General features: G+C 53.8%; 23 protein-coding genes. 6 read left to right on the top strand and 17 right to left on the bottom strand.

Annotated features, from left to right (window positions below):
- Positions 1-76: 76 nt before the first annotated feature.
- The 12 genes from ACOTX3_RS04015 to ACOTX3_RS03960 all read right to left on the bottom strand — a co-directional run bounded on the left by ACOTX3_RS04015 (position 77) and on the right by ACOTX3_RS03960 (position 12419).
- Positions 77-1327 (bottom strand): HlyD family secretion protein, encoded by a 1251-nt coding sequence (locus ACOTX3_RS04015; protein ID WP_013094850.1) that lies wholly within the window; start codon positions 1325-1327, stop codon positions 77-79.
- Between the two features lie 6 nt (positions 1328-1333).
- The gene (locus tag ACOTX3_RS04010) at positions 1334-2083 is read right to left on the bottom strand and encodes a hypothetical protein (protein WP_058678560.1); all 750 of its coding nucleotides are present in this window, start codon (positions 2081-2083) and stop codon (positions 1334-1336) included.
- Positions 2080-4176 carry a peptidase domain-containing ABC transporter gene (locus ACOTX3_RS04005; RefSeq protein ID WP_020686461.1) on the bottom strand — a complete coding sequence of 699 codons (2097 nt, stop codon included), beginning with the start codon at positions 4174-4176 and terminating at the stop codon, positions 2080-2082. Before ACOTX3_RS04005 ends, ACOTX3_RS04010 begins: the two co-directional genes overlap by 4 nt.
- A 64-nt stretch (positions 4177-4240) precedes the next feature.
- Positions 4241-4426, bottom strand: coding sequence for a hypothetical protein (locus tag ACOTX3_RS04000; RefSeq protein ID WP_013094847.1), 186 nt, complete (start codon positions 4424-4426; stop codon positions 4241-4243).
- 22 nt (positions 4427-4448) lie between these two features.
- On the bottom strand, positions 4449-4643 hold the full coding sequence (locus ACOTX3_RS03995; RefSeq protein WP_013094846.1) for a hypothetical protein: 195 nt from the start codon (positions 4641-4643) through the stop codon (positions 4449-4451).
- Between the two features lie 72 nt (positions 4644-4715).
- Positions 4716-5369: a hypothetical protein gene (locus ACOTX3_RS03990; RefSeq protein ID WP_013094845.1), complete on the bottom strand. Its 654-nt coding sequence runs from the start codon at positions 5367-5369 to the stop codon at positions 4716-4718.
- A 6-nt stretch (positions 5370-5375) separates the two neighbouring features.
- Positions 5376-6974: a hypothetical protein gene (locus ACOTX3_RS03985; protein ID WP_020686459.1), complete on the bottom strand. Its 1599-nt coding sequence runs from the start codon at positions 6972-6974 to the stop codon at positions 5376-5378.
- A complete protein-coding gene (locus ACOTX3_RS03980; protein ID WP_040021073.1) occupies positions 6952-9546 on the bottom strand; it encodes a CS1-pili formation C-terminal domain-containing protein in 2595 nt (864 codons plus the stop codon). Before ACOTX3_RS03980 ends, ACOTX3_RS03985 begins: the two co-directional genes overlap by 23 nt.
- A gap of 6 nt (positions 9547-9552) precedes the next feature.
- On the bottom strand, positions 9553-10230 hold the full coding sequence (locus ACOTX3_RS03975) for a fimbria/pilus periplasmic chaperone (RefSeq protein WP_127869131.1): 678 nt from the start codon (positions 10228-10230) through the stop codon (positions 9553-9555).
- A 45-nt stretch (positions 10231-10275) separates the two neighbouring features.
- Entirely contained in the window at positions 10276-10899 is a 624-nt protein-coding gene (locus tag ACOTX3_RS03970; protein WP_013094841.1) for a common pilus major fimbrillin subunit EcpA, read from the bottom strand.
- Positions 10900-11128: 229 nt separating this feature from the next.
- On the bottom strand, positions 11129-11614 hold the full coding sequence (locus ACOTX3_RS03965) for a hypothetical protein (RefSeq protein WP_013094840.1): 486 nt from the start codon (positions 11612-11614) through the stop codon (positions 11129-11131).
- Positions 11615-11618: 4 nt separating this feature from the next.
- Positions 11619-12419, bottom strand: a complete 801-nt coding sequence (locus ACOTX3_RS03960) for a winged helix-turn-helix domain-containing protein (protein WP_038418292.1) — start codon at positions 12417-12419, stop codon at positions 11619-11621.
- Between the two features lie 374 nt (positions 12420-12793).
- On the opposite strand from ACOTX3_RS03960, the gene ACOTX3_RS03955 reads away from it, so the two are divergent.
- Genes ACOTX3_RS03955 through ACOTX3_RS03940 form a run of 4 tightly spaced genes read left to right on the top strand, consistent with a single transcriptional unit; the run spans position 12794 to position 17711 of the window.
- Complete coding sequence (locus tag ACOTX3_RS03955) at positions 12794-13378, top strand: fimbrial protein (RefSeq protein ID WP_013094838.1); 585 nt, start codon at positions 12794-12796, stop codon at positions 13376-13378.
- Between the two features lie 52 nt (positions 13379-13430).
- On the top strand, positions 13431-14123 hold the full coding sequence (locus tag ACOTX3_RS03950; protein ID WP_062856171.1) for a fimbrial biogenesis chaperone: 693 nt from the start codon (positions 13431-13433) through the stop codon (positions 14121-14123).
- Positions 14124-14138: 15 nt separating this feature from the next.
- Positions 14139-16634 carry a fimbria/pilus outer membrane usher protein gene (locus tag ACOTX3_RS03945; RefSeq protein WP_127869130.1) on the top strand — a complete coding sequence of 832 codons (2496 nt, stop codon included), beginning with the start codon at positions 14139-14141 and terminating at the stop codon, positions 16632-16634.
- A 12-nt stretch (positions 16635-16646) separates the two neighbouring features.
- Positions 16647-17711: a fimbrial protein gene (locus ACOTX3_RS03940; protein WP_020686452.1), complete on the top strand. Its 1065-nt coding sequence runs from the start codon at positions 16647-16649 to the stop codon at positions 17709-17711.
- 41 nt (positions 17712-17752) lie between these two features.
- On the opposite strand, the gene ACOTX3_RS03935 is transcribed toward ACOTX3_RS03940, so the two are convergent.
- A complete protein-coding gene (locus tag ACOTX3_RS03935) occupies positions 17753-18418 on the bottom strand; it encodes a LuxR C-terminal-related transcriptional regulator (RefSeq protein ID WP_020686451.1) in 666 nt (221 codons plus the stop codon).
- A 447-nt stretch (positions 18419-18865) separates the two neighbouring features.
- On the opposite strand from ACOTX3_RS03935, the gene ACOTX3_RS03930 reads away from it, so the two are divergent.
- Entirely contained in the window at positions 18866-19477 is a 612-nt protein-coding gene (locus tag ACOTX3_RS03930) for a helix-turn-helix transcriptional regulator (protein WP_013094832.1), read from the top strand.
- Between the two features lie 69 nt (positions 19478-19546).
- Positions 19547-20227 (top strand): EAL domain-containing protein, encoded by a 681-nt coding sequence (locus ACOTX3_RS03925; RefSeq protein WP_029881866.1) that lies wholly within the window; start codon positions 19547-19549, stop codon positions 20225-20227.
- Between the two features lie 12 nt (positions 20228-20239).
- Here ACOTX3_RS03925 and nlpA read toward each other — a convergent pair whose 3' ends face one another.
- From nlpA to ACOTX3_RS03905, 4 genes are all read right to left on the bottom strand, one after another.
- Positions 20240-21040: a lipoprotein NlpA gene (gene nlpA / locus ACOTX3_RS03920; protein ID WP_029881865.1), complete on the bottom strand. Its 801-nt coding sequence runs from the start codon at positions 21038-21040 to the stop codon at positions 20240-20242.
- 140 nt (positions 21041-21180) lie between these two features.
- Positions 21181-21579 carry a type II toxin-antitoxin system VapC family toxin gene (locus ACOTX3_RS03915; protein WP_020686448.1) on the bottom strand — a complete coding sequence of 133 codons (399 nt, stop codon included), beginning with the start codon at positions 21577-21579 and terminating at the stop codon, positions 21181-21183.
- Between the two features lie 3 nt (positions 21580-21582).
- Positions 21583-21843: an antitoxin gene (locus ACOTX3_RS03910; protein WP_020686447.1), complete on the bottom strand. Its 261-nt coding sequence runs from the start codon at positions 21841-21843 to the stop codon at positions 21583-21585.
- A 127-nt stretch (positions 21844-21970) separates the two neighbouring features.
- Positions 21971-22390 carry a GNAT family N-acetyltransferase gene (locus tag ACOTX3_RS03905; protein ID WP_127869129.1) on the bottom strand — a complete coding sequence of 140 codons (420 nt, stop codon included), beginning with the start codon at positions 22388-22390 and terminating at the stop codon, positions 21971-21973.
- Positions 22391-22482 lie beyond the last annotated feature (92 nt).

The raw sequence follows: 22482 nt of genomic DNA, 5'->3' as shown, positions 1-22482 counted from the left end.
GTGCGTGTGATAAGGAGAATAGCCCGCGACCCGGCGTTAGCCTGTGGGCTAATGGGCGATGAACGATGAAATCGGGTCAATCGATAAACCGTTTACGCACCCGCTCCAGCGGCGCAATCAGCAGATTGATAAGCGGTTTGCGATCGATAACGATATCGGCGTTAACCGTCATCCCGCCCATCAGCAGACGCTTTTTGTTGTCCGGATCGGTAAACCAGGAAGGCACCCGCACCTTGGCAAGATAGTAGTTCTGCCCCTCCTGCAGCGGGATAAGCGCCGAATGCGCATCAATATTCACCTCGTAAAAATCAGACAGGGTGGCCTCCACCGAGCCATATTTATCCACCGGCCAGGAGTCAAAGCGCAGCTTCACCTTATCCCCTTTCGCCACCCGGCCCACGCCCGTAGCTGGCACATAGAGGTACCCCTCCATCGACGCGGCGGTGTTTTTACGGATCACCACCACCACCTCGCTGTTTTGCGTAATGGCCCGGCCCGGCGGGAAGTTGATCGCTACCACGTAGCCATCGGCAGGGGCCAGCATGGCCATCGTAGAGCTGCCCCGGCTGGAGAGGTTGCGGTCAATTTCGCTGATCCGGTTTTTCACGTACAGCAGCTCCTGGCTCAGGGAATCGATTTGCGACTGAGTGCTGTCGGTCAGGCTGGTTTTGCGCGCCTCCAGATCGAGGATACTGCTCTCCTCCAGCGTCAGGTTAAGCTGCGCGTTGAGCACGTCGTTGTGGCTTTTATCCAGATCGACCTTCGACACATAGCCTTTCCCGGATATCGCTTTCCACGCCTCATAGGTATCGGTGCTGTTTTTGAGCAACGCACGCAGCTTTTTCACTTTGTCGCGGGATACCACAATCTGCCGGTCGGCAATATCCAGCTGCTGCGCCAGGTTTTTCCGGTACGTAGCGATAGAATCTTCAATGGTCTGCACGCGCTGCTCGCTGCGCTTTTTCTCCGCCTCCATCTGCTGGCGATCGAACTGCACCACCGAGCCCTGCTTGCCGCCGTAGTCCTGCGACACGGTAAAAAGCGGGTCATTCTCTTTCACGTACTGGCCTGGACGTACGGCAAAATCCACGATGGTGCCGGACTCTCTGGCACGCACTTCCACATCCCCCTGGGCCGGGATCAGCACCCCGCGCGCCAGCGTGGTTTCCGAAAAGTTAAAGACGATCGAAAAGACCAGCAGACAGAGAAAAAAGGAGATAAACAGCGTTAACACGCCTTTCAGCCGCGGGGCGTTGATCTCGTAGCTCTTTGAAAAATGGTGTGGGATCAGCGCCCGACGTTGTCGGTTTCGGTTTCTTAATTTCACGACATGTCATCCATGATAAATCACTGAAAGATCGTCCCATGCACTCCAGAGCGTGGGGGTTTTACGCAACGCGTTCAGCGTGGCGGTGGCGGCCTGACGGTACTCCGCAGGGGCATAGGTCTGGCTCTCCAGCGCAAATTCCGCCGAGTGCAGCGAACAGCCGGGCAGCAGCGTACGAATCACATATCCATAGCGCGTTAAAAAGCGCGTCGACACGTCCGTTAACCACGCTTTCTGGTCGCCCGCCTGGGTCATGAACAGCGGCGCATCCGGGAGGCGCTCATCCACCAGCAGCACGGTCACCAGCCGGTGCGGGGCGAAAAACGCCCCTGCCCGCCGCTCCTCGTGTGCCGCCATCAGCTTGTGCAGCGCGGGAAGGCGGGTAACAAACTGAAAGCGCACGTCGTCTGGCGCGGTGGCGAGCAGCGCATCCGCGATCAGGCCAAATCCGGCCCAGCGCATGCCCAGCAGCAGGGTGCGGGGCTGATAATAGAAATCCTGCTCGCGGGTAAATGCCGCCACCCGGGCGTGGAGATCGAAACGCACGTTGCGCCGCCACAGCGCGGGCGGGAAGATCTGCTCGACAAAATGAAAGCCGCTCATCTCCAGGGCGTTCTGGCGCAGAAAATCGGGCGGGACGTCAGTCTCCGGGCAGCGCATAAACTGGCTGTAGTTTTGCGTGATCCGGCTTGCGAGCAGCGTGCGTCCGGCCTGCCGGGCGCAAAGTCGGGCGTAGAGACGGGGCAGAAACATCATTGCTCACTCTCCCTCAGCGTGCCGTTTTCCATGGTGTAGAGCCGTCCGTGACAGCCCACCACCTCCGGCGAGTGGGTGACAAACACCAGCCCAATCCCCAGGCCACGCAGGTTCGCCAGCACCTTCTGCGCCGTGGTTTTATCGAGGTTTGCCGTCACTTCATCGCACAGCAGCAGCTTCGGCTGGCTGTACAGGGCGCGCGCCAGCACCAGACGCTGCATCTCGCCGGCGGAGAAAAAGGTATTTCCCGGCAGCAGCTCCGTTTCGTATCCGTGCGGCAGACGCGCAACCACGTGGTCAATCTCCGCCAGCCGGCAGGCAGCAATCACCCGCTCTTTGTCCGGCGCGCTATCAAAGCAGGAGAGGTTATCCAGAATGGAGCCGGTAAAGAGAATATCGTCCGCATGCACAATGCGAATATGCTGGCGCAAAGAGGAGAGATCGCACTCGGTGATCGGGATCGCATTGATCCGCAAACTGCCCGATGTGGAGAGCAACATCCCGGAGATCAGACGCAGCAGCGTGGTTTTCCCGGAGCCGCTCTGGCCGACAATCACCGCCTCTTCGCCCTGCTTCAGCGTCATGTTGATGTGCTGCAGGGTCGCCTCACGTCCCGGATAAGCAAAAGAGACATCCTCAAAGGCCAGACTGACGGGTGAAGTCACAATCTTCCGGCCAAACTGGCTGGCTTCAGAGGGGGCAAACAGCAGGTCGCCCACGCGATCCAGCGGCCCTTTCAGCGCATTTTTGTCCAGTAGCTTTTGCGCCACCTGTACCATCGCGTCGGAGAAATAGCGTTTGTAGCTGATGTAGGCATAGAGCATCCCGATACTCATCTGCCCTTCCAGAATAAGCCACGCGCCGAAGCAGACCACCAGCAGCTGCTCGGCGTTGATCACCAGCAGCGAGGCAACATCAAAGCGGGCCAGCAGGCGCTCTTTGCGCATCAGCCCGGCGATGTGCTCACGCTGGGATTTGTCCATCACCGCGTCCCGGGCCTGCTCCATGTTGTTGGCCTTCAGGGTGATGATCCCCTTCTGCGTCTCCACCAGCAGCGATTCATATTTTGCAGTGCGCTCGATGGAGTCGTCCACCGCGCGCTGGTAAGGGCCGATCAGCGAAAAGCGGATCAGGAAGAACACCCCCATCAGCAGCATCGTCAGCACGGCGATTTTCACGTTATACAGCAGCATAAACAGCAGGCTGGTGAAGGCGATCAGGCTGGAAAAGAGGATCTGCACATAGCCATTGCTGATGAACTCCGCACAGGCATGGAGCGATTTTTCAATCGCCAGCACAATGCCCGGCGGACGGCTGCGGAACCAGCCGGTCTGGGTACGCAGCATATAGCGGCGAACCGACTGGCTGAGGTCGTCATAGGCGATGTTACGCATCAGGATCTCAAGCAGTTGCTTGAGGAACTTACCTATGACTTCAAAAATAAAGACGATAGCGAAAATGGCGGTGAGTAAGATCACCAGATCGTTGTCGTTGCGCGAGATGGCCTCATCCATGATCAGCTGCACGTAAGTGGGGCTGGCCAGCATGGTGATGAGGGTAAAAATCGAGAGCACAAACAGCAGCACCTGCCGCTGAAATAAGCTCGGGGATTTATTGGCCAGCCGCCCCAGCGTGAGCGTCTCGTCAGGGGATTTTTTGTCGAAGCGCGGCGTCGGCTTCAGCTCCAGCACGTAGCCGGAAAAGAGTTTTTGCGCCTCCTTGAGGCTGTAGCGACGCACGCCGCTGGCCGGGTCGTGGACCGTTACGCTGCGCCCGTCAACCTTCACGATCACCACGAAATGATTGCCGCGCCAGAAGGCGATGAGCGGCAGTTCGGCACTTTCAATTTCAGTGATTTCGCCCTTGAGCACCCGGCCCGTCATATTTTTATCGCTGGCGAGGGTCATGAGTTCCGCCATCGAAGTGCCCGCGTCGGCAGAGACGGTAAGCTCCCTGCGCAGCTGGCTGACGGAGACGTGGTGTTCATAGTGCCCCAGCACCATCGCCAGGCAGGCCAGCCCACATTCGGTATATTCATGCTGGCGAATAACGGGTGTCTTACCCTTTTTTTTATACTGAAAAAGCGAAAACATAATTATCCGTGGCTGAAATAAAAAAATGGCCCGGCAAAGCGGGCCATAAGCATAGGTCGATAACTTATGCGCTGAAGAAGCCGCCGATGAAGCCGCCCACCAGGCCAAACACACCACCGATGGTGCCGCCCAGCGCGCCTAACATCTGGCTGCCTGCGTTATAGCCTGCGCTCGCACCCTGAAGGGCAGCAGCAAACGGATCCCAGCCACCGATGATGGCCTGTGCTTTTTTGAAATCGATAACTTGCATGATTGTCTTCCTGTTCGTTGAATTAGTTGTAGCTGCCAACCAGCGCACCCAGGAAGCCCATTGCGCCACCCAGAATTCCGCCAACCACGCCGCCTACCATGCCCATGATGCTTGCACCGGTGTCATAACCCAGCTGTGCACCTTTAACGAGGCCAGCGAATGGGTTTAATGCACCACCGATAATATCTTTCGCTTCTACGAATGAAATCGCTTTCATTTTATTCTCCTGTAGTTGTAAATCTTCAGCTTGCGCCAAAGGATAATTTCCTTTTATGAAGGAAAGCGGTTGTTACGGGCAGCGCGTAAGCGGGATGATTTTATTTCCATAAATAATCATCCGCCTTGCGGGCTGCGCGTAATTATCTATTTCCAGCCGTTGACCCGGTGGAAGATATTTTGAGTCATTATATTGTGAGCTACATCCCTGAGAAGAGACATATTTAAACCAGGTATTCCCGGTATTACTCACCACCCCGTTACTAAACGTATAATCAAAATGCCTTGTCCATGGTCGGACAATTAAAATAGCCTCAAGCGAAACCACCACATCCGACTGAATGCGTTGGCCTTTGCTCATCACAACCCGCGCCTGAAGCGGCGTCTCGGTGAATTTAACGCGATAATAGCGTTCTTTGCTGTCGTGCGGGCCGGTATAATAAAACTTAAACCCGGCCCGCTCGCCGCTCTCCAGAGTTAACTGTTTTGGCGAGAACATCACCTCGCCATCTTTTATTTCAGTCTCTTTCCCGTGTTCTTTTGGGACATCAACCTGAATAAGCGAAACAGTATAATTCTGTCGTACGCTGGTATCGTTTTTTATTGGCTGAAAAACAACTTCTTTTTCAGGTAGAAAATCAATATTTAGATTTTCAATAATTAAAGCATTTGCGCTTGCGGAAATGAAGCAATTTATTGCGAAAATAGCCAGGAATTTTCCAGTCATACACGTTTAATTCCAGGATGCACTGACATCAATTCGACCCTGAGCCGTCACTTCACCAAACCATGTATTACCGTCATAGGTGGTTTTCGATACCGGGTTATTCATCACAAACTGCAATACCAGCGGGGTTTTCCACAGCCACATGTCCGTCACGCCTGAGCTTATCTTGTCCCACTCTTCCGCATGGGTGGCGGGTGCGGGAATGGACAGCGCCTCGCCTTTGCAGTTATGCGCCTTCAGCGTTTGGCTTTTGCCCAGCAGCACGTTACCGGGGACAGGCACCGTGAAGCCGTTACCGCTAAAGGCACAGTAGTCCACGCCGTTCAGACTCTGCGTCGGCCCGGTGACCTTCACCGTGACCGCAATCGCGGCATCTTTTTGCGCGCCGCTGTAGGTAATGGTGTAGGGGATCTCTATCGGCCCCTCGCCAATCGTGCCTTTCCCGGAACCGCCCAGGCCGTTAGGGTCGAGCGTGTAATCCGGGTTATCCGGCACGATCGCAAGGCCTGGCTGTATAGGGTCAATCACCAGCCCGCCCCCCGGCTGGAAGCAGAAATCCGCCGCCAGCGAGCTGTTACCCGGCGTCAGGCACAGGCTGACGATATTGCCGATGTTGTTGCCATCCCCCGCCTGCGCCACGCTCAAAATCAGCGCCTTCGGGAGGAAGATTTTCAGGTACGCCTTGCCGCCGTTTTTTTGCGGCGCCGCGAGGAAGGTATTCGCCAGCACGCGCGTGTCGCTCAGGATGCCGCCGGAGATGCTGTACCAGTTGCTCTCATCGAAGGTGATTTCCGCCGCCAGCCCCGTCCCCCCGTTCATGTGCGATTGCAGCACGCCGTTCACGCGGGACGAGGTCAGCGCCAGCCCCGGGTTGTAGCCGGTGATATCCTCCCCGACAAAGGTGTATTCCAGCAGTTCGCAAAGCACACCCGACACCGTATTGCGGGTGTATTTAGTACACGTCGCCCCGGTTGAACCATCCACAATGGTCACCTCGCCGCTGATCGGGTCAATGCCCAGATCCAGCGCCCGCGAGTTGGTCATGGTCAATGTGCCGACCTTATGCAGCGTGTTGGTGGTGGTGACCTTGCCGATAGAGGAGATCTGCGGCGTGGAGGTAATCGTCACCTCGTTGCCAGGTGCAGCATTGAGCAGATAATCAAAGAACGGATCCCCCAGCACCCAGCGGCCATAAGCGGTGCCCGGCTCAATGACCGGCGGTTTCACCACCATGGACGTGTCGGAATAGCTGGTCGTCGCGGTATAGCCCGTGGTACCACAGCTTGACGAACACGCGGTGCCCTTAAAGAACGGCGAGGCGCTGGAGCCAGTGACGCTGAAGTTGATGGTCAGCGGGCTGCCTGCCGGGCCGTTAAAACTGTTGTCCGGAATATAGGTGGCAATCCCGTTGTTGGTTTTCGCACTCAGGGTGGGCCACTCCCGCGAGCCGTGTAAAAACGCGGTGGAGGTGCTGTTCAGACTGAACAGCGCCGCCGTGTTGCCCGTCCCGTTGTTGTCCGGGTTGTTGATCGCGAAATAGGGCATCTGCTGCGCCTGCGCCGCCGCGCTTATCAGCAGCAGATTAAGAGCGAATATCTTTTTCATCGTCACGTTCCCGTGTTCCTTTTGCTTCCTGCCAGACGAAATCGCCTTTATCGCAGGAGATGTCCCCAAGCCACAGCGCGCCACGGTTGGACGCAATATCCAGACGCACCTCGCAGACGCTGTCGTCCGGCGTGGCAATGCTGAGCACCGGATTGTTCTTGTCCACGTCAATCACGAAGCGACCGTCGTTTTCGGTGCGGGTCAGACCCACGTGGTTTTTGATTTGCGTGGCGCTCACCGGATTACCGTTGGCATCAACAAGGCGGCCAAACAGGGTGACGATTTTTTTCACCTGCGGCTTCATCACCACCGTGTTCCCTGGGTAAACCGTGATATGACGACGGGCATTTGCGCCAATGTCATAGCTTTCGGTGCCGGTTTCACTGTTCATGACCTCCAGGTCATAGGCCTGATAGGCCGGTAACGACAGCCAGGTTTTATCGCCCTTGATGCGCTCCGTGCGGCCGTTGAGCTTCAGCGTGAGCGACTCGTCGGACTTAAGCCCGGTACTGACGATCACCCCTGCGCTGTGGGTGCCTTTACCGGCCGCAACCGCCTCTTTCGACCAGCCCACGCTGCCGTCGCTGGTCAGCGTGGAGTTCCAGCCTTTGCTGGTGCCGCTCTGCACGCTCAGAATGTTGCTGTTCCACGGCGTGTCGAAGCTCACGCTGCCCCCGCCGCTCACGGTGCGATCCTGGTTGCTGCTGAAAGCTCGTGAAACGTTGGCGGTAACCGACTTCAGGTAATCTCCTTCGAACTGGCGGCTGGCGCTGACGTTAAGCGCCGTGCCGGTATCGCGGTTATGGGAAACGCCCACCGAGACGGTGTTACCCAGCGGGATCGAGAAATCGAGCATCACGTAGCGGTCTTTCTCTTCGTAATAGCCTTCGTATTTATTGCGCGACATCCCCACCCGCAGGCGCGCCGTACCATAACGACCGGCATACAGCCCCTGGGAGTAGTCAACCTGATAGCGTTTATAGCGGTATACGTCGTCTTCCTGTCGCATCAGGCTCAGGTTGCCGGCGGACGGCAGGCCAAACGACGGCAGGCTGAACGATGCCCCCCACGTGTTGCCTTTGTTTTCATAGATATCAAGGAACTTGCCGCTGGAGAGCTGCTCATGCGAGTACCAGACCGAACCGATATTCCACGGCAGGCTGACGTTAGCCCCGTAGTTGGCGCGGTACGTTCCGTCAGAGGCGGCCATCGTCTGGGTATTCACCGAGAAGTACCCGGTCAGGTTCAGGGAGGCCCACAGTTCACTGACCACGTGTTCGCGCATCATATAGCCGGAGGCGTTCCAGTCGACCATCCCGCTGCGCTTGCTGAAGGAGGCGCCGACCAGCGACATGGTGTCTTTATGTTTGGTGTCGTAATCGTAGTAGTAGCTGTTGTCCTGCTCGTTTTTCCGTTTGGCGTACTTCTTATAGTTGACGACGGATTTGTCGCGGCTATAAATCCCGCCCCACGTCTGCCAGCGCAGCGATTCCGACACGTTGTTAGTGAAAGGTTTGTTCACGGTGTACATGCTCCGTGACACGGTGCGGCTGCCGCTGACCACCTCGACTTCCACGCTGTAAATCCCGTAGGGCAGCGCGCTGGTGTCGATTTCGTGGTTACCCACGTCAAAGCGCTGAATACCAATAAGCTGGCCGTCACGACGAATGCGGGCTTCTCCGGCGGTCGGGAAATAGACCACGATCGGCGTCAGGGAGAGGGTATTGTCCCGCTTACGCGAGTTGGCCTGGTTCCCCACGGAGACGCCGTATACCTCTCCGCCGGAGATCCCGCTGACGCTGGCGAGAGACTGCATCGCCCAGCCGTTCAACATCCCGGCGGCGTAGCGCATGCCCTGATAGTCACGTTCCCACATCACCGCGTTCATCTGGGTGTCGCTGCTGTTCTCGTTAACGTAGCCCGAGCCATCGACCAGCAGGTGATCGACCCCCATCGAGACCCAGCTTTTGGCGTTGAGATAGCCGGATGACCAGCTGTCGCCGTAGCCGCTCTCGGTGTGATACGCCCCCAGGTTATAGGAGAGCGTGCCGCTCAGATCGTCTGATTCAGGGGCATCGATATCCACCTCACGCGGACGAATATTGACCCCGTAGTCACGTTGGGAGAGGTTCAGCAGCAGGCGCATTTTTTTCTGATCCAACTCGAACGCCGACCCGGCGCTCACCGGAATACGCATATGGTCGTCAAACTGCTTGCCGTTGATGCTTTGCAGCAGCGTCCGCATCTCTTTTGACAGGCGAATACCGTTGTCTGACTCCTGGACCTGGACATCGCGCAGCCCGAGCTGCCGGTCTTCTGCGTAGATCGTTACGTCGCCAATACGGACATACTCGCTCACGTCACCGGTGCTGCTCGCCTGTTGCGCTGCACCCGGGCGGGTATTGACCAGATAAACGGGGATTTTGATCCCCTGCTCCAGCAGGGCATAGAGCGAGTCGGGAAAACGGTAATTAGCGATAACCACGGAGCTGGAGGCCGCATGCGCATACGCGGGCAAGAGGCCGGATGTGCACGCCATCATCACCGGCAACACTAATTTATTTTTCACCATGCATCCTTACTTAACAGGAATGAACTGTTTCAGGTCCCAAATTCCGAGATGAAAATGGCTGTCCGTTACGTTGATATCGTCGATCGCGCGGGAAGTGCCCGGCATCAGGTAAAAGTTTTTGACGCACGGCGTGGTCGGCGATTCCGGGTTGGGTTTCAGGCAAGTTCCGCTCGCGTTCACGCGAAACGCGGTATTGCCCTTATTGGTGATCTTCCCGGCCACGTAGACGAAATCGACGTTCTTCTTCCGGGGCTGGACCACCAGAATGGTGCTCACCACGGCGCGGGTCATCCCTTTGCCATTCTTTTGCGTGCCGTTGTCGAGATCTTCGCTGACCCCTTCATCAATGAAGGTAATGCGGTAATAGCGCTCCCGATCGTCGGCCTTACCGTGATAGTAAAATTTGACGATATTGCCGGTTCCGGCGGGCATGACCATGCGCGTGGGCGTCAGCAGCAGCTCGTCGGTTTGCTCTGGATTAATCACCACGCCTTCATCCATCGGGCTGCTGATACGCTGGGCGCTGATGGAAATAATGCGCACGCTGTCCGCTTCGTTTTTTAATTCCTTGGCGGTGGAATCCGCATCGGCAGGAATAATGGTGGTGACTTTGCCAACATTAATCGCCAGCGCGGAGGAGGAAATAAATAATAAAGAGAAGAAGATGGGTTTGAGGCTAAACATGATATTTCCCTAAACAGGGGCTTACGCCCCTGTAACTGTCAGCTCTTAGCCCCAGGTTGCGCGGAACGCAACGGAGACAGTACCTTCCCACAGGCTGTTGGTCAGGTCTTTGAACTCTTTCGCCGCACCGGTGCTGTCCTGTGCAGAATCGACGTAGAACACAAACTTGTCCTGGCCGGTCACTTCGGTGTTTGCCGTCGCGCCTGCGCTGGTGGTCAGGTTCCACAGGCCAGAAGAGACGCCGGTGTTGTTTGAAGAGTCAACCAGGGTAGTCCATGCCGTTGACTTCGTACCCACTGTGCCACCGATGGAGCCCAGATCGGTCCCGCCAAAGCGCGCGCCCACTTTCAGTTTGGTTGCTTCGCCGCCAACGCTGAACAGGGTGTTGTCAGAGTCATCAACGATAGCTTCCAGTTTGAAGCTGGTTGCAGAAGAGTGATCGCCACGAATAGCCACATCAAACAGACCGGTGTCGGTGTTAAAGGCTTTCGTGTTTGCGCTATAAACGAAATTCAGTGCGCGTGTTGGGGTGACAACCAGATCGGAATCGCTGTCTTTCGTTGCAGAAGCTTGCCAGGTTGCAGAAGCAGTAGTTTCCGCTGCATGAGCAACGCTCAGGGCAGAAAGAGACAGCAGTGAGCCCAGAACGATAGCGTTCAGTTTATTCATTTATTTAGTCCTTCAAAAAAGAATCCAGATGTTTAAAAAAGGGGAGCCCCTTTTTCGGGGCGAAGTATAGTCACCCGAAAAATAACGAGGCAATACAGAAAATTTCATTCCCTTTAAAGCAAAAGATGAAAAATATCCGCCTGCTTTTGCATCTTGTTGTTACATAATGAATAAAATTGAGACTCTTTGATGAATAGATAAACATCTATTCTGGTCATTCTGTAGAATATCAGGATGTGGGTACAGCCACGCACATCATTATTGGTAATACCAGCCCTTTAATTAGCCAGGCATGACCTTTAACCCGGGTAACATAAAAGAAGTCGATACTGTCCATTAGCAGCTCATTGACAATTCCATCCGGGGCAATGTCATCATCAGATTTCTGCAGTTTTTTTCCTTTAATATAGTAAATATCACTGCCAGCAACTTTCTCAACGTTAAGGACATAGTTTCGGTCAATCAAATAACGTTTGTCGCCGCGGGTGAATACCCCTTTATGGATCACCGTGACAATATCGCTGCCATTAAACAGAAACAGCGTGGTTAACGACAGGGCGGTCGACTCTCCCGTGGAATAGTTTTTCCTGGAAACCGTATCAGACTGACAGCCAAATCCCACTTCCTGAGTTCTTTTCGGGTAAAGCACGGCAATGACGATAACGGAAAGCAGCAGTACCACGCCCAATAATATACCCATCTGTCTCTTCGACATGATCTTAACTCCCTGTCAGGCTTCTGTAAGAGATGCAATTTTTATAGCTATCGGCGCCATCCTGCAGATAACAGACGGCCAAAAAATCATTTTCCAGCTGTGACTTTTTAAATTTTGAATAATAGGCATCAGCAGCCTGATGTTCGCAGTCGATATGTTGACGGGCGATCGCCTCTTTAGCGCGGTTAAGATAGACCTGCAGCGGCTGATACATGTTCTTATCAATAAGATAAACCGTACAGCGGTCAATTTTGCCCAGCCGATAGATATCGGACTCCTTCGGACGATCGGCGACGCGCATATTTTGATAGAACAGCAGCGCGGCAATACCCATTATTGCCACCAGCGCCATCACGAACAGGGTGGTAAAGCCGCTGTCCCGACGACGCAAACCTTCAGGCGGGTCTCGCTGCTGCGTCACAATATCGACGGTTTCCGTCATCATTTTTTCCGGAGCGGCCACGGGCGGCCTGACGGTATGATGTTCAATATGCGCGGCCAGGCTAAAACCTTTTCCACGAATGGTCTTAATCAGTAGCGGGTCACGTCCTAAACTCCGAAAAGCTTTTCTAATTTCACTTATGGCAACATTAAGACTGACCGAGGAGCCGGAAAAACCCCGGTCTTCCCAGACTTTCTTAATCAGGTCGTCCCTGTCGAGGGTTTTACCATTATTAATGATGAGTTCATATAACAAACGTGCCGCCTGATTTGATAACTTAATGGAAGATTCCTCTTCTCCATTTATCATGATCACACCGGAGTCCACTTCATAAAGCATTGCGAGATCAATAAGATACTTCATATGATTGTTACACCACTGTTATAAACGACTGTATTTCCCTCGCAATAATAGGTCTAAAGAGGGTGTGGTCAAGTCATCAAATATTATTTGAGCACGCCGCATAGAAAACTTCATAAATTAACAATTATTAATTCATTAATTAAGACCTTCGAATGAAGGCATTTAGGTTATGATCCTTAAAAGAACGTTATAGCAAGATTATAATCTCATTATTTTAATATTAACGGAATAATGTTTTGTTATGTATCTTTTTGATGCAACATAATATCGTCAAGGCTCGTACTCAGGTCGCGATGCGCGTAAGCCTGTCACAGTGTGTTGCGCAGCCGGGAAACATTCTTTCTTAGATAAAACAAAATATTATGGAGTTTATCATGTTCAAAACGATCATGACCGTATCTGTGCTTGGCGCAGCCATTGCCTCTACTCACGCCATTGCCGCAGATAACTCAGCGGGTGGCGTAATTAACTTTACCGGTGCTATTACCGATACCACCTGTACGATTAATGGCGGGAAAAGCGCGGATATGACCGTCGCCCTCTCCCCCATTTCGGTTAAGGATGCCGGAACAACGGTTGGCCTGATTACAAAAAATAAAAAATCCATTTCGTTAACCTTCTCTGGCTGTACGCCAGCAGCAGGTACGACCGGTACGCCGCTGAAAGTGTATTTCTCCAGCGCCGATAATATTTCTACCGACGGCAAATACCTGCTGAATAACAGCGTTAATGAAAACGACGCCAGCGTGGCGCGTAATGTCGGTTTCGCCTTAGTTGAACCAGGTAAATCTACACCGGTTACGCTGAACCAGGCTTACACCACCAGCATTATGGGTACCTCAGCGGCGCCAGATTCAGAAACGCTGACGCTGGACGTTTATTACTATAAAACCAACGCTGCTGCTGCAACGGTCGGTGCGTTGAGCTCTAACGTGACCTACACCATTTCCTACCTGTAATTTCAGTTAATCAGGCTTCGTCCCGGCGAAGCCTGTATTTAAGGTTACCAATATGCGTAAGATTATTATGCTGGCATCTCTGCTGCTCAGCGCGGGCAACGCATGGGCCAATATTGTGATTAATGGCACGCGTGTTCTTTATCCTGAGAATAACAAAGAGGTCATTGTTCAGTTAATCAATACGGGTGATGCACCTGCGCTGGTGCAATCCTGGATTGATGACGGCGATATTAACTCCACCCCGGAAACGGCAAACGTTCCTTTTTTGTTATCGCCACCGGTGGTGAAGGTCAGCGAACATAATGGTCAGCAATTGCGGATAAAAAAGTTGCCTGCGAATTTACCGGGCGATCGCGAATCGGTCTTTTTCCTGAACGTGCTCGACATTCCGCCAAAGCCGGAAAATATACAAAACCAGAATACCGTTCAGCTGGCGATTAAATCACGCATCAAAATGTTTTATCGCCCGGCCTCGTTAACCGGCACGCTGGATAACGCAACGGGGAAACTGACGCTGATTGCCAGCGGTAAACAGTTCCGCATCGTTAATGACAGCCCTTTCCATATTACGGTTGCCAATATTTCCCAGGGCAAAACCAAATTACTGCAGGAATCACCGATGGTCGCGCCATTTGGTCAACTCACCGTCGCAACAAAAAACGCGGTGAAACACGGCCAAACCTACCAGCTGATGTATGTGGATGATTTGGGTGCGTATAAAACCCGCACGCTCACCAGCCAGTGATCGGAAAGACTCACCATGAAAATGAAACAAAACAGGCTCTGCATGCTGGCTGTCTGCTCGCTTCTGCTTTCGCATAAATCAGGTGCGGTAACGTTTGATACCTCCCTGCTTGCTGGCGCATCCGGTGAGTCCGATCTGTCACGCTTTTACGAAAACAACGCCATGCCAGCCGGTCCCCAGGAGATGGATATTTACGTCAACGGAGACTGGAAGGGGCGCTATACGGTGACCTACGGCGAGCAACAGGATGACGTTCGCCTTGCCTGGAAAGACGCGCTTATGCTGGGGATCAACACCAAAGCGATTCCGGCCCCCGCCATTACTGGCGGCCAGGTGCAGCTGCACGATCTGGTTCAGGGCGGCGAGGTAAAAACGGACACCAGCACGCTGAGTCTGGCACTCACCGTGCCACAGGCGGCCGTCTTACGTACCGAAGAGGGCTATGTTGCCCCTCAGTTCTGGGACGAAGGGATCCCGGCGCTGATGCTCTCCTGGAACACCACCTGGTACAACACGCGAACGAAAGGCTCCGCCAAAGAGACCAACGATGATTTTTACGCCGGGCTGGATTCCGGGGCCAACCTGCTCGGCTGGCAGTTTCGCGACAGCAGTACCTGGCGCAAATCCGCCAGCGGTGACAGCAGCTGGCAGAATAACACCCGCTACCTGCGCCGCCCGCTGGCGGCGCTGAAATCCAACCTGACGCTGGGCGACTTTTATATTCCCGGCGATCTGTTTGATTCCCTTCGTGTGCGCGGCGTGTCGCTGGCGTCCGATATGAAAATGCGCCCTAACTCGCAGCAGGGCTTTTCACCGGTGGTACATGGCGTGGCGCGCACTAACGCCCTGGTGAAGGTAATGCAGAACGGTAACGTCATCTATCAGGAGAACGTTCCGCCGGGCCAGTTCACCCTCGACAGCATTCAGCCGACCGGTTCAGCGGGCGACCTGCTGGTGGTCGTGCGCGAAGCGGACGGTTCCCAGCAATCATTCACGGTGCCTTTCTCTGCCGTGCCCGGCATGCTCAAAGAGGGTGTGAGCGAGTACAGCGTGGTGGCGGGAAAGGTTCATCAAAACACCCTTGAGGCGGACCCGGCGTTCCTGCAGGCCACGCTGCGCTATGGCTTTAATAACCTGATGACCGGCTATACGGGCACGATCGTGAGCGATAATTATCAGGCGGGGCTTATCGGCACCGGCTGGAATTTGCCCTTTGGCGCGGTATCCGTGGATGTCACCCACGCCAAAACCACGCTGCAGGACAGAACCGACAGCGGCCAAAGCTTTCGCGTGTCGTACAGTAAATTTATAGATACCACAGCCACCAACTTCACGCTGGCGGCCTACCGCTACTCCACGAAAGGGTATTACAGCTTTAGCGACGCGCTTTACTCCCGGGAAGGGTATCAACGCCTGAAAGCACAGTATGACGAGTATGAAGATCGCTTCGGGGTCGCCCCGGAGATGACGATGAGCACCTGGGATGCCCTGCGCGCCGCACAGCCTAAAAACACCTTCACGCTTAACCTGAACCAGCGTCTGCCCGACAACTGGGGCACGGTGTTTATCTCGGGTACACAGCGCGACTACTGGAATTCCCGCCAAACCTCGCGCGAATATCAGGCCGGCTACTCCAACGCCATCGGCCGGGCCAGCTATACCGTCTCCGCCAGCCGGGTGCGCAACAGCGAGCGTGAAGAAGAGACGCGTTTTTACCTCTCCCTCAGCCTGCCCTTCTCGCTGTTTGATAACAACGCGTGGGTCACCTCCAGCCTGACGGCCAGCGACTCGCATTATGAACAGAGCAATATCAGCATGAGCGGCAACGCGCTGGCGTCGAACCGCCTGAGCTATACGTTCTCCGGCAGCAATGCGCGGGGCGGGAACAACACCGCCAGCGTGAACACCGCATACCGGGCAAACTTCGCAACGCTTGGCGGCTCCTACAGTGAATCCTCCGACTACCGCCAGATGGGGCTGAACGGGCGCGGCAGCCTGGTGGCCGTGCCGTGGCATCTGCTTGCCTCCAACGAAACCGGCTCCACCATGACCATTGTCGATGCGCCGCAGGCGGAAGGGCTGATGGTTAACGGCGACGAAAGTATCGTGACCAACCGTGATGGCGTGGCGCTGGTGCCTTACGCCACGCCGTACCGTAAAAATGCCATCACCCTGTCCGAAACGGCGAACAGCCGCGGGGCAGAAGTGCTGGGCAACATCGCTAACGTCGCCCCTTACGATGGCGCGGTGAACTATATCCGCTTCGATACCGACCAGCGCCAGTCCTGGATGCTGCGCGCCACCCGCCCGGACGGGGCACCGTTGCCGTTTGGTACCGAAGTGCTGAACGAGCGCGGCGAGTCGGTGGGTTATGTCGGCCAGGCCAGCGTGCTCTACATTCGCGCGGAACAACCACCACGTGAGCTTAGCGTTCATTTGCGTGGCGGAAATTGCACTATCGCCGCACCGGCGTGGGGACTGGAAAGCCCGTCCTCTGTTTGCCATTACTAACGGAACATCAACATGATACGGTTACTGACCTTTCTGTTTCTCGCCTGCGTCAGCGGGGCAAGCTATGCCACCTGTTCCGGGGGCAGTATTTCCTATGGCCCGCCGATCAGCGTCGATCTGTCGGATAAGCTGACGCCCGCCACGCCGACCTGGACCGGGAGCTTCAGCACCCAGTACAGCGGCTCGTTTAACTGCTCAACCGGCAACAGCGAGTTTTCTTACACGCCGATCCTCTCGACCGACAGTAAGTACGCCACCATTCTGGGCTTCAGCAATGACAAATACAGGGTGCGGGCGGAGATCACCAGCACGCATCCCAACAAGACGCTGAGCGCGAGCGGTAACCATACGGCTTCTGAACTGAACACGCCGTTTACCGTGCGCTTTACGCTGGTTGATCAGAGTGGTACGACCCTCTCGGGGGACACGGCGACCATGAGCGATGTCTTGTTCGTCAGCGATATGAGCGGCATGTCGTTCTGGGAGATCATTACCTGGCCGATCAATCAGTTGGTGAAAATCGTGCAGTGGCTGTTTAACGGCTTTAAGTGGCCATACGATAACCGGGATATGTTTGGCCAGCCGATGACCATCAAATATGCACCGAAGCTGACCACTTGCTCTTTCGACAACGCGGGGCTGACGGTTCATTTACCTACGCTGGGTATCCCACAGTTGAGTGCCTCTGCCCAGCCAGGGCTGACGCCCTTTACGCTCAATATGAGCTGTCAGAATCTGGGGACAAACGGGACGTCTGACCGGGCGATTGAGATGTTCCTCTCCAGCACGCAACTGCTGTCGACCGACAGTTCCGTACTGGTCGATACCAGCAGCGGTGCCGCACAGGGCGTGGGACTGCGGCTGATTCAGCGGAATAACCCGCAACAGCCGGTCGTCTTCTCGACCTCTACCACCAGCCGCGGAAATGCCACGCTGCTGTTCAACGTGGCGGCGGGCGGGGCACTGAGCAAGACGTTCACCCTGCCCATGGCGGCGTCCTATTATGTCTGGGCACCGGCGAAGGTCAGTCAGGGCAAACTCAATACGACGGCGACGCTGAATATTATCTACCCCTGATGCGCATCTGCCGGGACGCTGTCGTTCCGGCGAATCGACGCTTAACTCCCGATCCGGCCCGCCATCTGCAGGTATTTAATGAGTTCGCTGTGGTTGGTGAGGTTGAGTTTTTTCATCGCATTGTGCTTTTGGGTGGCGATGGTACTGGCCGAGCGGCTTCGCAGCTGGGCAATTTCGGTCACGGTGTAGCCTTCCACCAGAAGATGCAGCACCTCCCACTCCCGGGCGGAAAGCACCGAACGCGAGCGCGCGCCAGCGCGCATCATTCCCTTCAGATACGATGAGACACGCGGCCTGGCCTCTTCTGCTCTGAGCAGCGCCTGTAATTCTCTTTTCAGCTCGCCGGGCTCGTCCTGCAGGGAAAGGGTCAGCTCGTATTTCATCTCCAGCACCCTTTTTAATAATCCGTACTGTAATTCAGGCACAAAAAGCACACGCTTAACGTGGTGCGTATGACATAACATATTGAGCCGGTTACTGGTCTGTACGCTCCACGATTTATGGTTAAACAGATAACTGAACTCGGCCATAACAATATCGACCTGACCGTCGCTAATGGCATCAAAGAGCTGTTCTGTTGATTCCACTATTGATATTTGCAGAGAATATTCAGGCAGTAATTTACGCAGCGCATCGCTTATCATCTCCTGCAGAATATTGACCCGATAAAACACAATAATCCTGAGAGTGAATTCAGAAAAAATCATATTATTTCATTATTAACACGATAAAAGGAGACTGATAGTAGTGTAATAAGCCCATGCTCACAACTTATTCCCACCAGGATTTTAACGCCCGGGAGGCTAAAATTCCTGGCGAAGCAACACAAGTGGCGAATCAACACCCAAAACGTGCTAAAACCCCGCCTAAAAACCCCATAAAAAGAGTGCGTTATCCATATCAAACCTTAACAAACGCCATTTCTCAGGATAAAAATCTATCTCTAATATTATAAGAAGATTAAAAATATTAGATCTCACCTTAAAATATTTTTTGAATTTTATCTTTCGATAATAAAAGGGATTGGCTTTACGCAATACATTCTCATGGCATACATTTTATGCCATGTCTCGCGACAAAGGCATGGGTGACCGCACGATTCAAATTACTGTTTCTCTTACACGGACCGGGTGCCCAACTAAAGGAGAATGACCATGAAAGAAACAATACATGTGGCCGTTATTGATAGTTGTGAGTTCACAATGATTGGCCTGCAATATCTTGGCAACCGTGAACCTGACGCACATCGGGATGTTATTTTCCATGGGTTCAGCAATATTGAAGATTTTCTCCTCAGCGAACGAACCTGGGACATCGTCATTTATGATCCACTGAATATCGGCAGTTTTATGATTACGCCCAATGAAGATATTCTGCGCATTAAAGAAAAACAGCCAGCGGCGAGGATCTATATCTATTCGTTATCCGTCGGTTTTCTGAAATTTAAGCATGTGGATGGGGTCATCAATAAGCGCGTGTCGCTGGGGGATATCAAGGCGATGTGGCAAATCCTGATGAGCCAGACGCCAAAAGCGTTAAACCATTACAACGTGAGCATTACGACGCGGCAGCGCCCTGCAAGGCTCTCCAACGAGGAAGCGAGTGTGCTACGGGGCTACTCATGTAACCTGAAAACCAAGCAAATTGCCCGTCAGCTCGGCTGCAACGTCAGGCTGGTTTATTTCTACAAAAACAATGCCATGAATAAGCTGAAGGCCGTGCGGGGCCCCTCGTTCTATCAGAGCATTCGCTGGATCCTGAATTAACTTCCCGACCGTGTGTCGTTTGCCTTTGTTCCCGTGTCCGCGGGAACCTTTTTTTCTGCAGGTCTTGTCATGTACACCGTGCTTCCCTCTCCCCTGCTGCATGCCATCACCGGATTGCGGTTTCAGCCTTTAGTCGATTTGCATTCCGGCCAGGCGGTGGCGCATGAGGTTCTGGTGGAGATCCACAACGTGAATCTTGACGCACTCTTCGCTTCACTGCCCACCCGCAGCGCGCTGCAAATTTTTTTCTGGCAGGCCAATACGCTGCTGCAGATGCCGGACAAAGGTCAGTACTGGCTTAATCTCCCGGCAGACCAGCTGCTTGATGCTAAAGCCATCGACCTGTTGCTTGCGCTACGTCACCAGCAGCGCTTAACGATAGAAATTCAGGATCCGTTAACCGTGACCCGCATGAGTGCCGCAGAGCAACGCGGCATCCATCACGCCCTGCTTCAGCTTAAGGCGGCGGGCTGGAAAATCTGGCTGGATGATCTGACTCAGGAACTGGCAGACGACTATGCGCGTCTTGCTCTGCCGGTAGATGGCATCAAGCTGGACCGCTCAGAGCTGAGCTCTCCCGCCCGCTTTGACACACTGGTTCACTTCGTCAGAGAGAAGATTGCCCGGGCTGTTGTCGTCGAAGGCATTGAAACCGCGCAGGACTTACAGCGAGCCTGCGCCTCAGGAGCACGGTTTGGCCAGGGTTTCCTCTGGCCGGAAAGCCGGATAGATGCCAGCGTGACGGTGTAAATTCCGTGGGCATTACCAGCCCGGCACCGCTCCGCCGTTAAAAATGGTCTCCGCCGCCTTCGCTACCTCCGGTGACTGATAGGACTGGATAAATTCCTTTACGTTCTCTGCGTCTTTATTGTCTTCGCGCGTCACCACGATGTTCACGTACGGCGAGTTTTTATCTTCGATAAAGACGCTGTCATGCACCGGGGAAAGCCCGGTTTGCTGGATATAGGTGGTGCTGATGATGGCAACATCCACTTTCGGGTCATCCAGCACGCGCGGCAGTTGCGCCCCTTCCAGCTCCATAATGTTCAGTTTTTTCGGGTTAGCGGTGATATCCAGCGCGGTTGGCAGCAGGCCCACGTCCGGTTTCAGGGTAATCAGCTTCTCTTTTTGCAGCAGGAGCAGCGCGCGACCGAGGTTGGTGGGGTCATTAGGGATGGCAATGGTCGCCCCGTCTTTCAGGTCAGACACGGATTTGATTTTGCGGGAATAACCGGCCATCGGGAAGACGAAGGTATTCGCTACGGCAACCAGTTTGTAGTTATGCGCCTTGTTATCTTCTGCAAGGAACGGACGATGCTGGAAGACGTTAGCATCCAGTTCTCCCTGGTTGGTGGCATCGTTGGGCAGCAGCGAACCGCTAAACCCGACCAGCTCCACATCCAGACCGTATTTCTCTTTTGCCACTTTTTTGGCGACTTCAGCCACATCCTGCTCCGCGCCGTTGATTACGCCGACTTTAATGTGTTTGGCATCGCTGCCACTTTGATCGCATCCTGCCAGCAGCAGACCCGCGAGAACCAGAGCACCCAATCGAAGTTTCACAAGACCTATCCTTTTGATGAACGTTTCAGTGACTATATCGACAACGAGGCGGTGAAATAAAAACCGAAAAGGAATCAATAAGAAGGATAGGTTATATGCGGTCTATTGCCGGGTGACGCTGCGCCACCAGGCATCGGCGATCACGACGCTGTTGTCCAGTCCTCAACGGCAAGCGCCTGCACCATTCTGAATGCATGATCGTTGGTCACTATTGTTGTACCCCGACTAAGAGCATGCGCAGCGATCAGTTGATCGAGATCGCCCATCACTCTCCCTCTCTTCTCCATTTCTGCGCGGAGTTCACCGTACGTTGCTGCGGCTTCACTGTCCCAGTCGCAAATAGTGATGGTTTTAAGGAACTCAAGTATTGTTTTTTGTAATCTGTCACTTTGCTTTTTGGCTATTCCATAAAGCAGTTCAGCCTCCGTCACGCTTGAAATACACATTTTTTCTATTGGGGTGCGAGAATAGTGCTTTATCACCCCGGGATGTTGCCTGACGAGGTGGCTTACTATGTTTGTATCCAACATATGCAGCATATTCTAGAACCCTTCAAATGGATCTCTTGTTGTATAGCTCTGATTGCGTTCCTCTTTACTCAGGAAAGAATCCGGAACATCAGTCTGCTTCAATAAACGTAAAAAATTATCTCTGTGACGCTCCTTTTCCGATCTCGCAGTCAAGATGACGTTCCCTTCCTCATCTCGTCGGATGTAAACACTCTCCGTATCAAACATGAAGTCAGCAGGCAACATCACTGCCTGACGTCGCCCCTTTTTGAAGAGTTTTGCTGTACGTTTCATTGCTATCTCCCTGGTTGAATGACCAGGCCGAAGCATGTGCCATCGCCCTCAAGGGAGGCAAGCGAGACGCGTCAATTTCAGAAAGCGACTCGCAATAAATAGCGGAATGACTAATGCAGAACCGGGCCTAAAGCGCTTTCGTCAGATAATGACGCTGCATGCCTGGGTACGGGTAATCCTGCAAAGACATCTGCAGCTGGTACCCCTGTTTTTCATAAAACGGACGCGCCTGGAAGCTGGCCGTGTCGACCAGGGCATGTGTACAGCCTTTACGTCTGGCTTCTTCTTCCGCCGTTTTGATAAGCTGGCTGCCCACGCCGGTTCCCCGTACGGTATCGCTCACCCAGAGATAATCAATATTCAGCCATTCACCTTTTCGCACGCCGATTAATCCACCCAGCATGACACCCTTTTCGTCTCGCATGTAAACGCCAATATCGCCGCTGAAGTTCGTCATATCTAAAAACTGGGCGTTGTAAGCTCTTAATCCCACAAATAACTCTTCTTTTTCTTCGGGTGTGACTTTTTCTGTTATGCTCAGGTGCATATTTTTCTCCTTATTTTCCACGCAATCTGAATATCTCACAGGTTAACCTTCATAAAAACTCCTTATTTCCTCCATTTTTTAAATCCTGAAAT

This window comes from Enterobacter cloacae complex sp. IR5384 (genome assembly GCF_049237265.1).
Taxonomy (GTDB): Bacteria; Pseudomonadota; Gammaproteobacteria; order Enterobacterales; family Enterobacteriaceae; genus Enterobacter; species Enterobacter cloacae.
The sequence above is the reverse complement of the archived record's forward strand: the minus strand, read 5'-3'. Positions and strand labels throughout refer to the sequence as shown.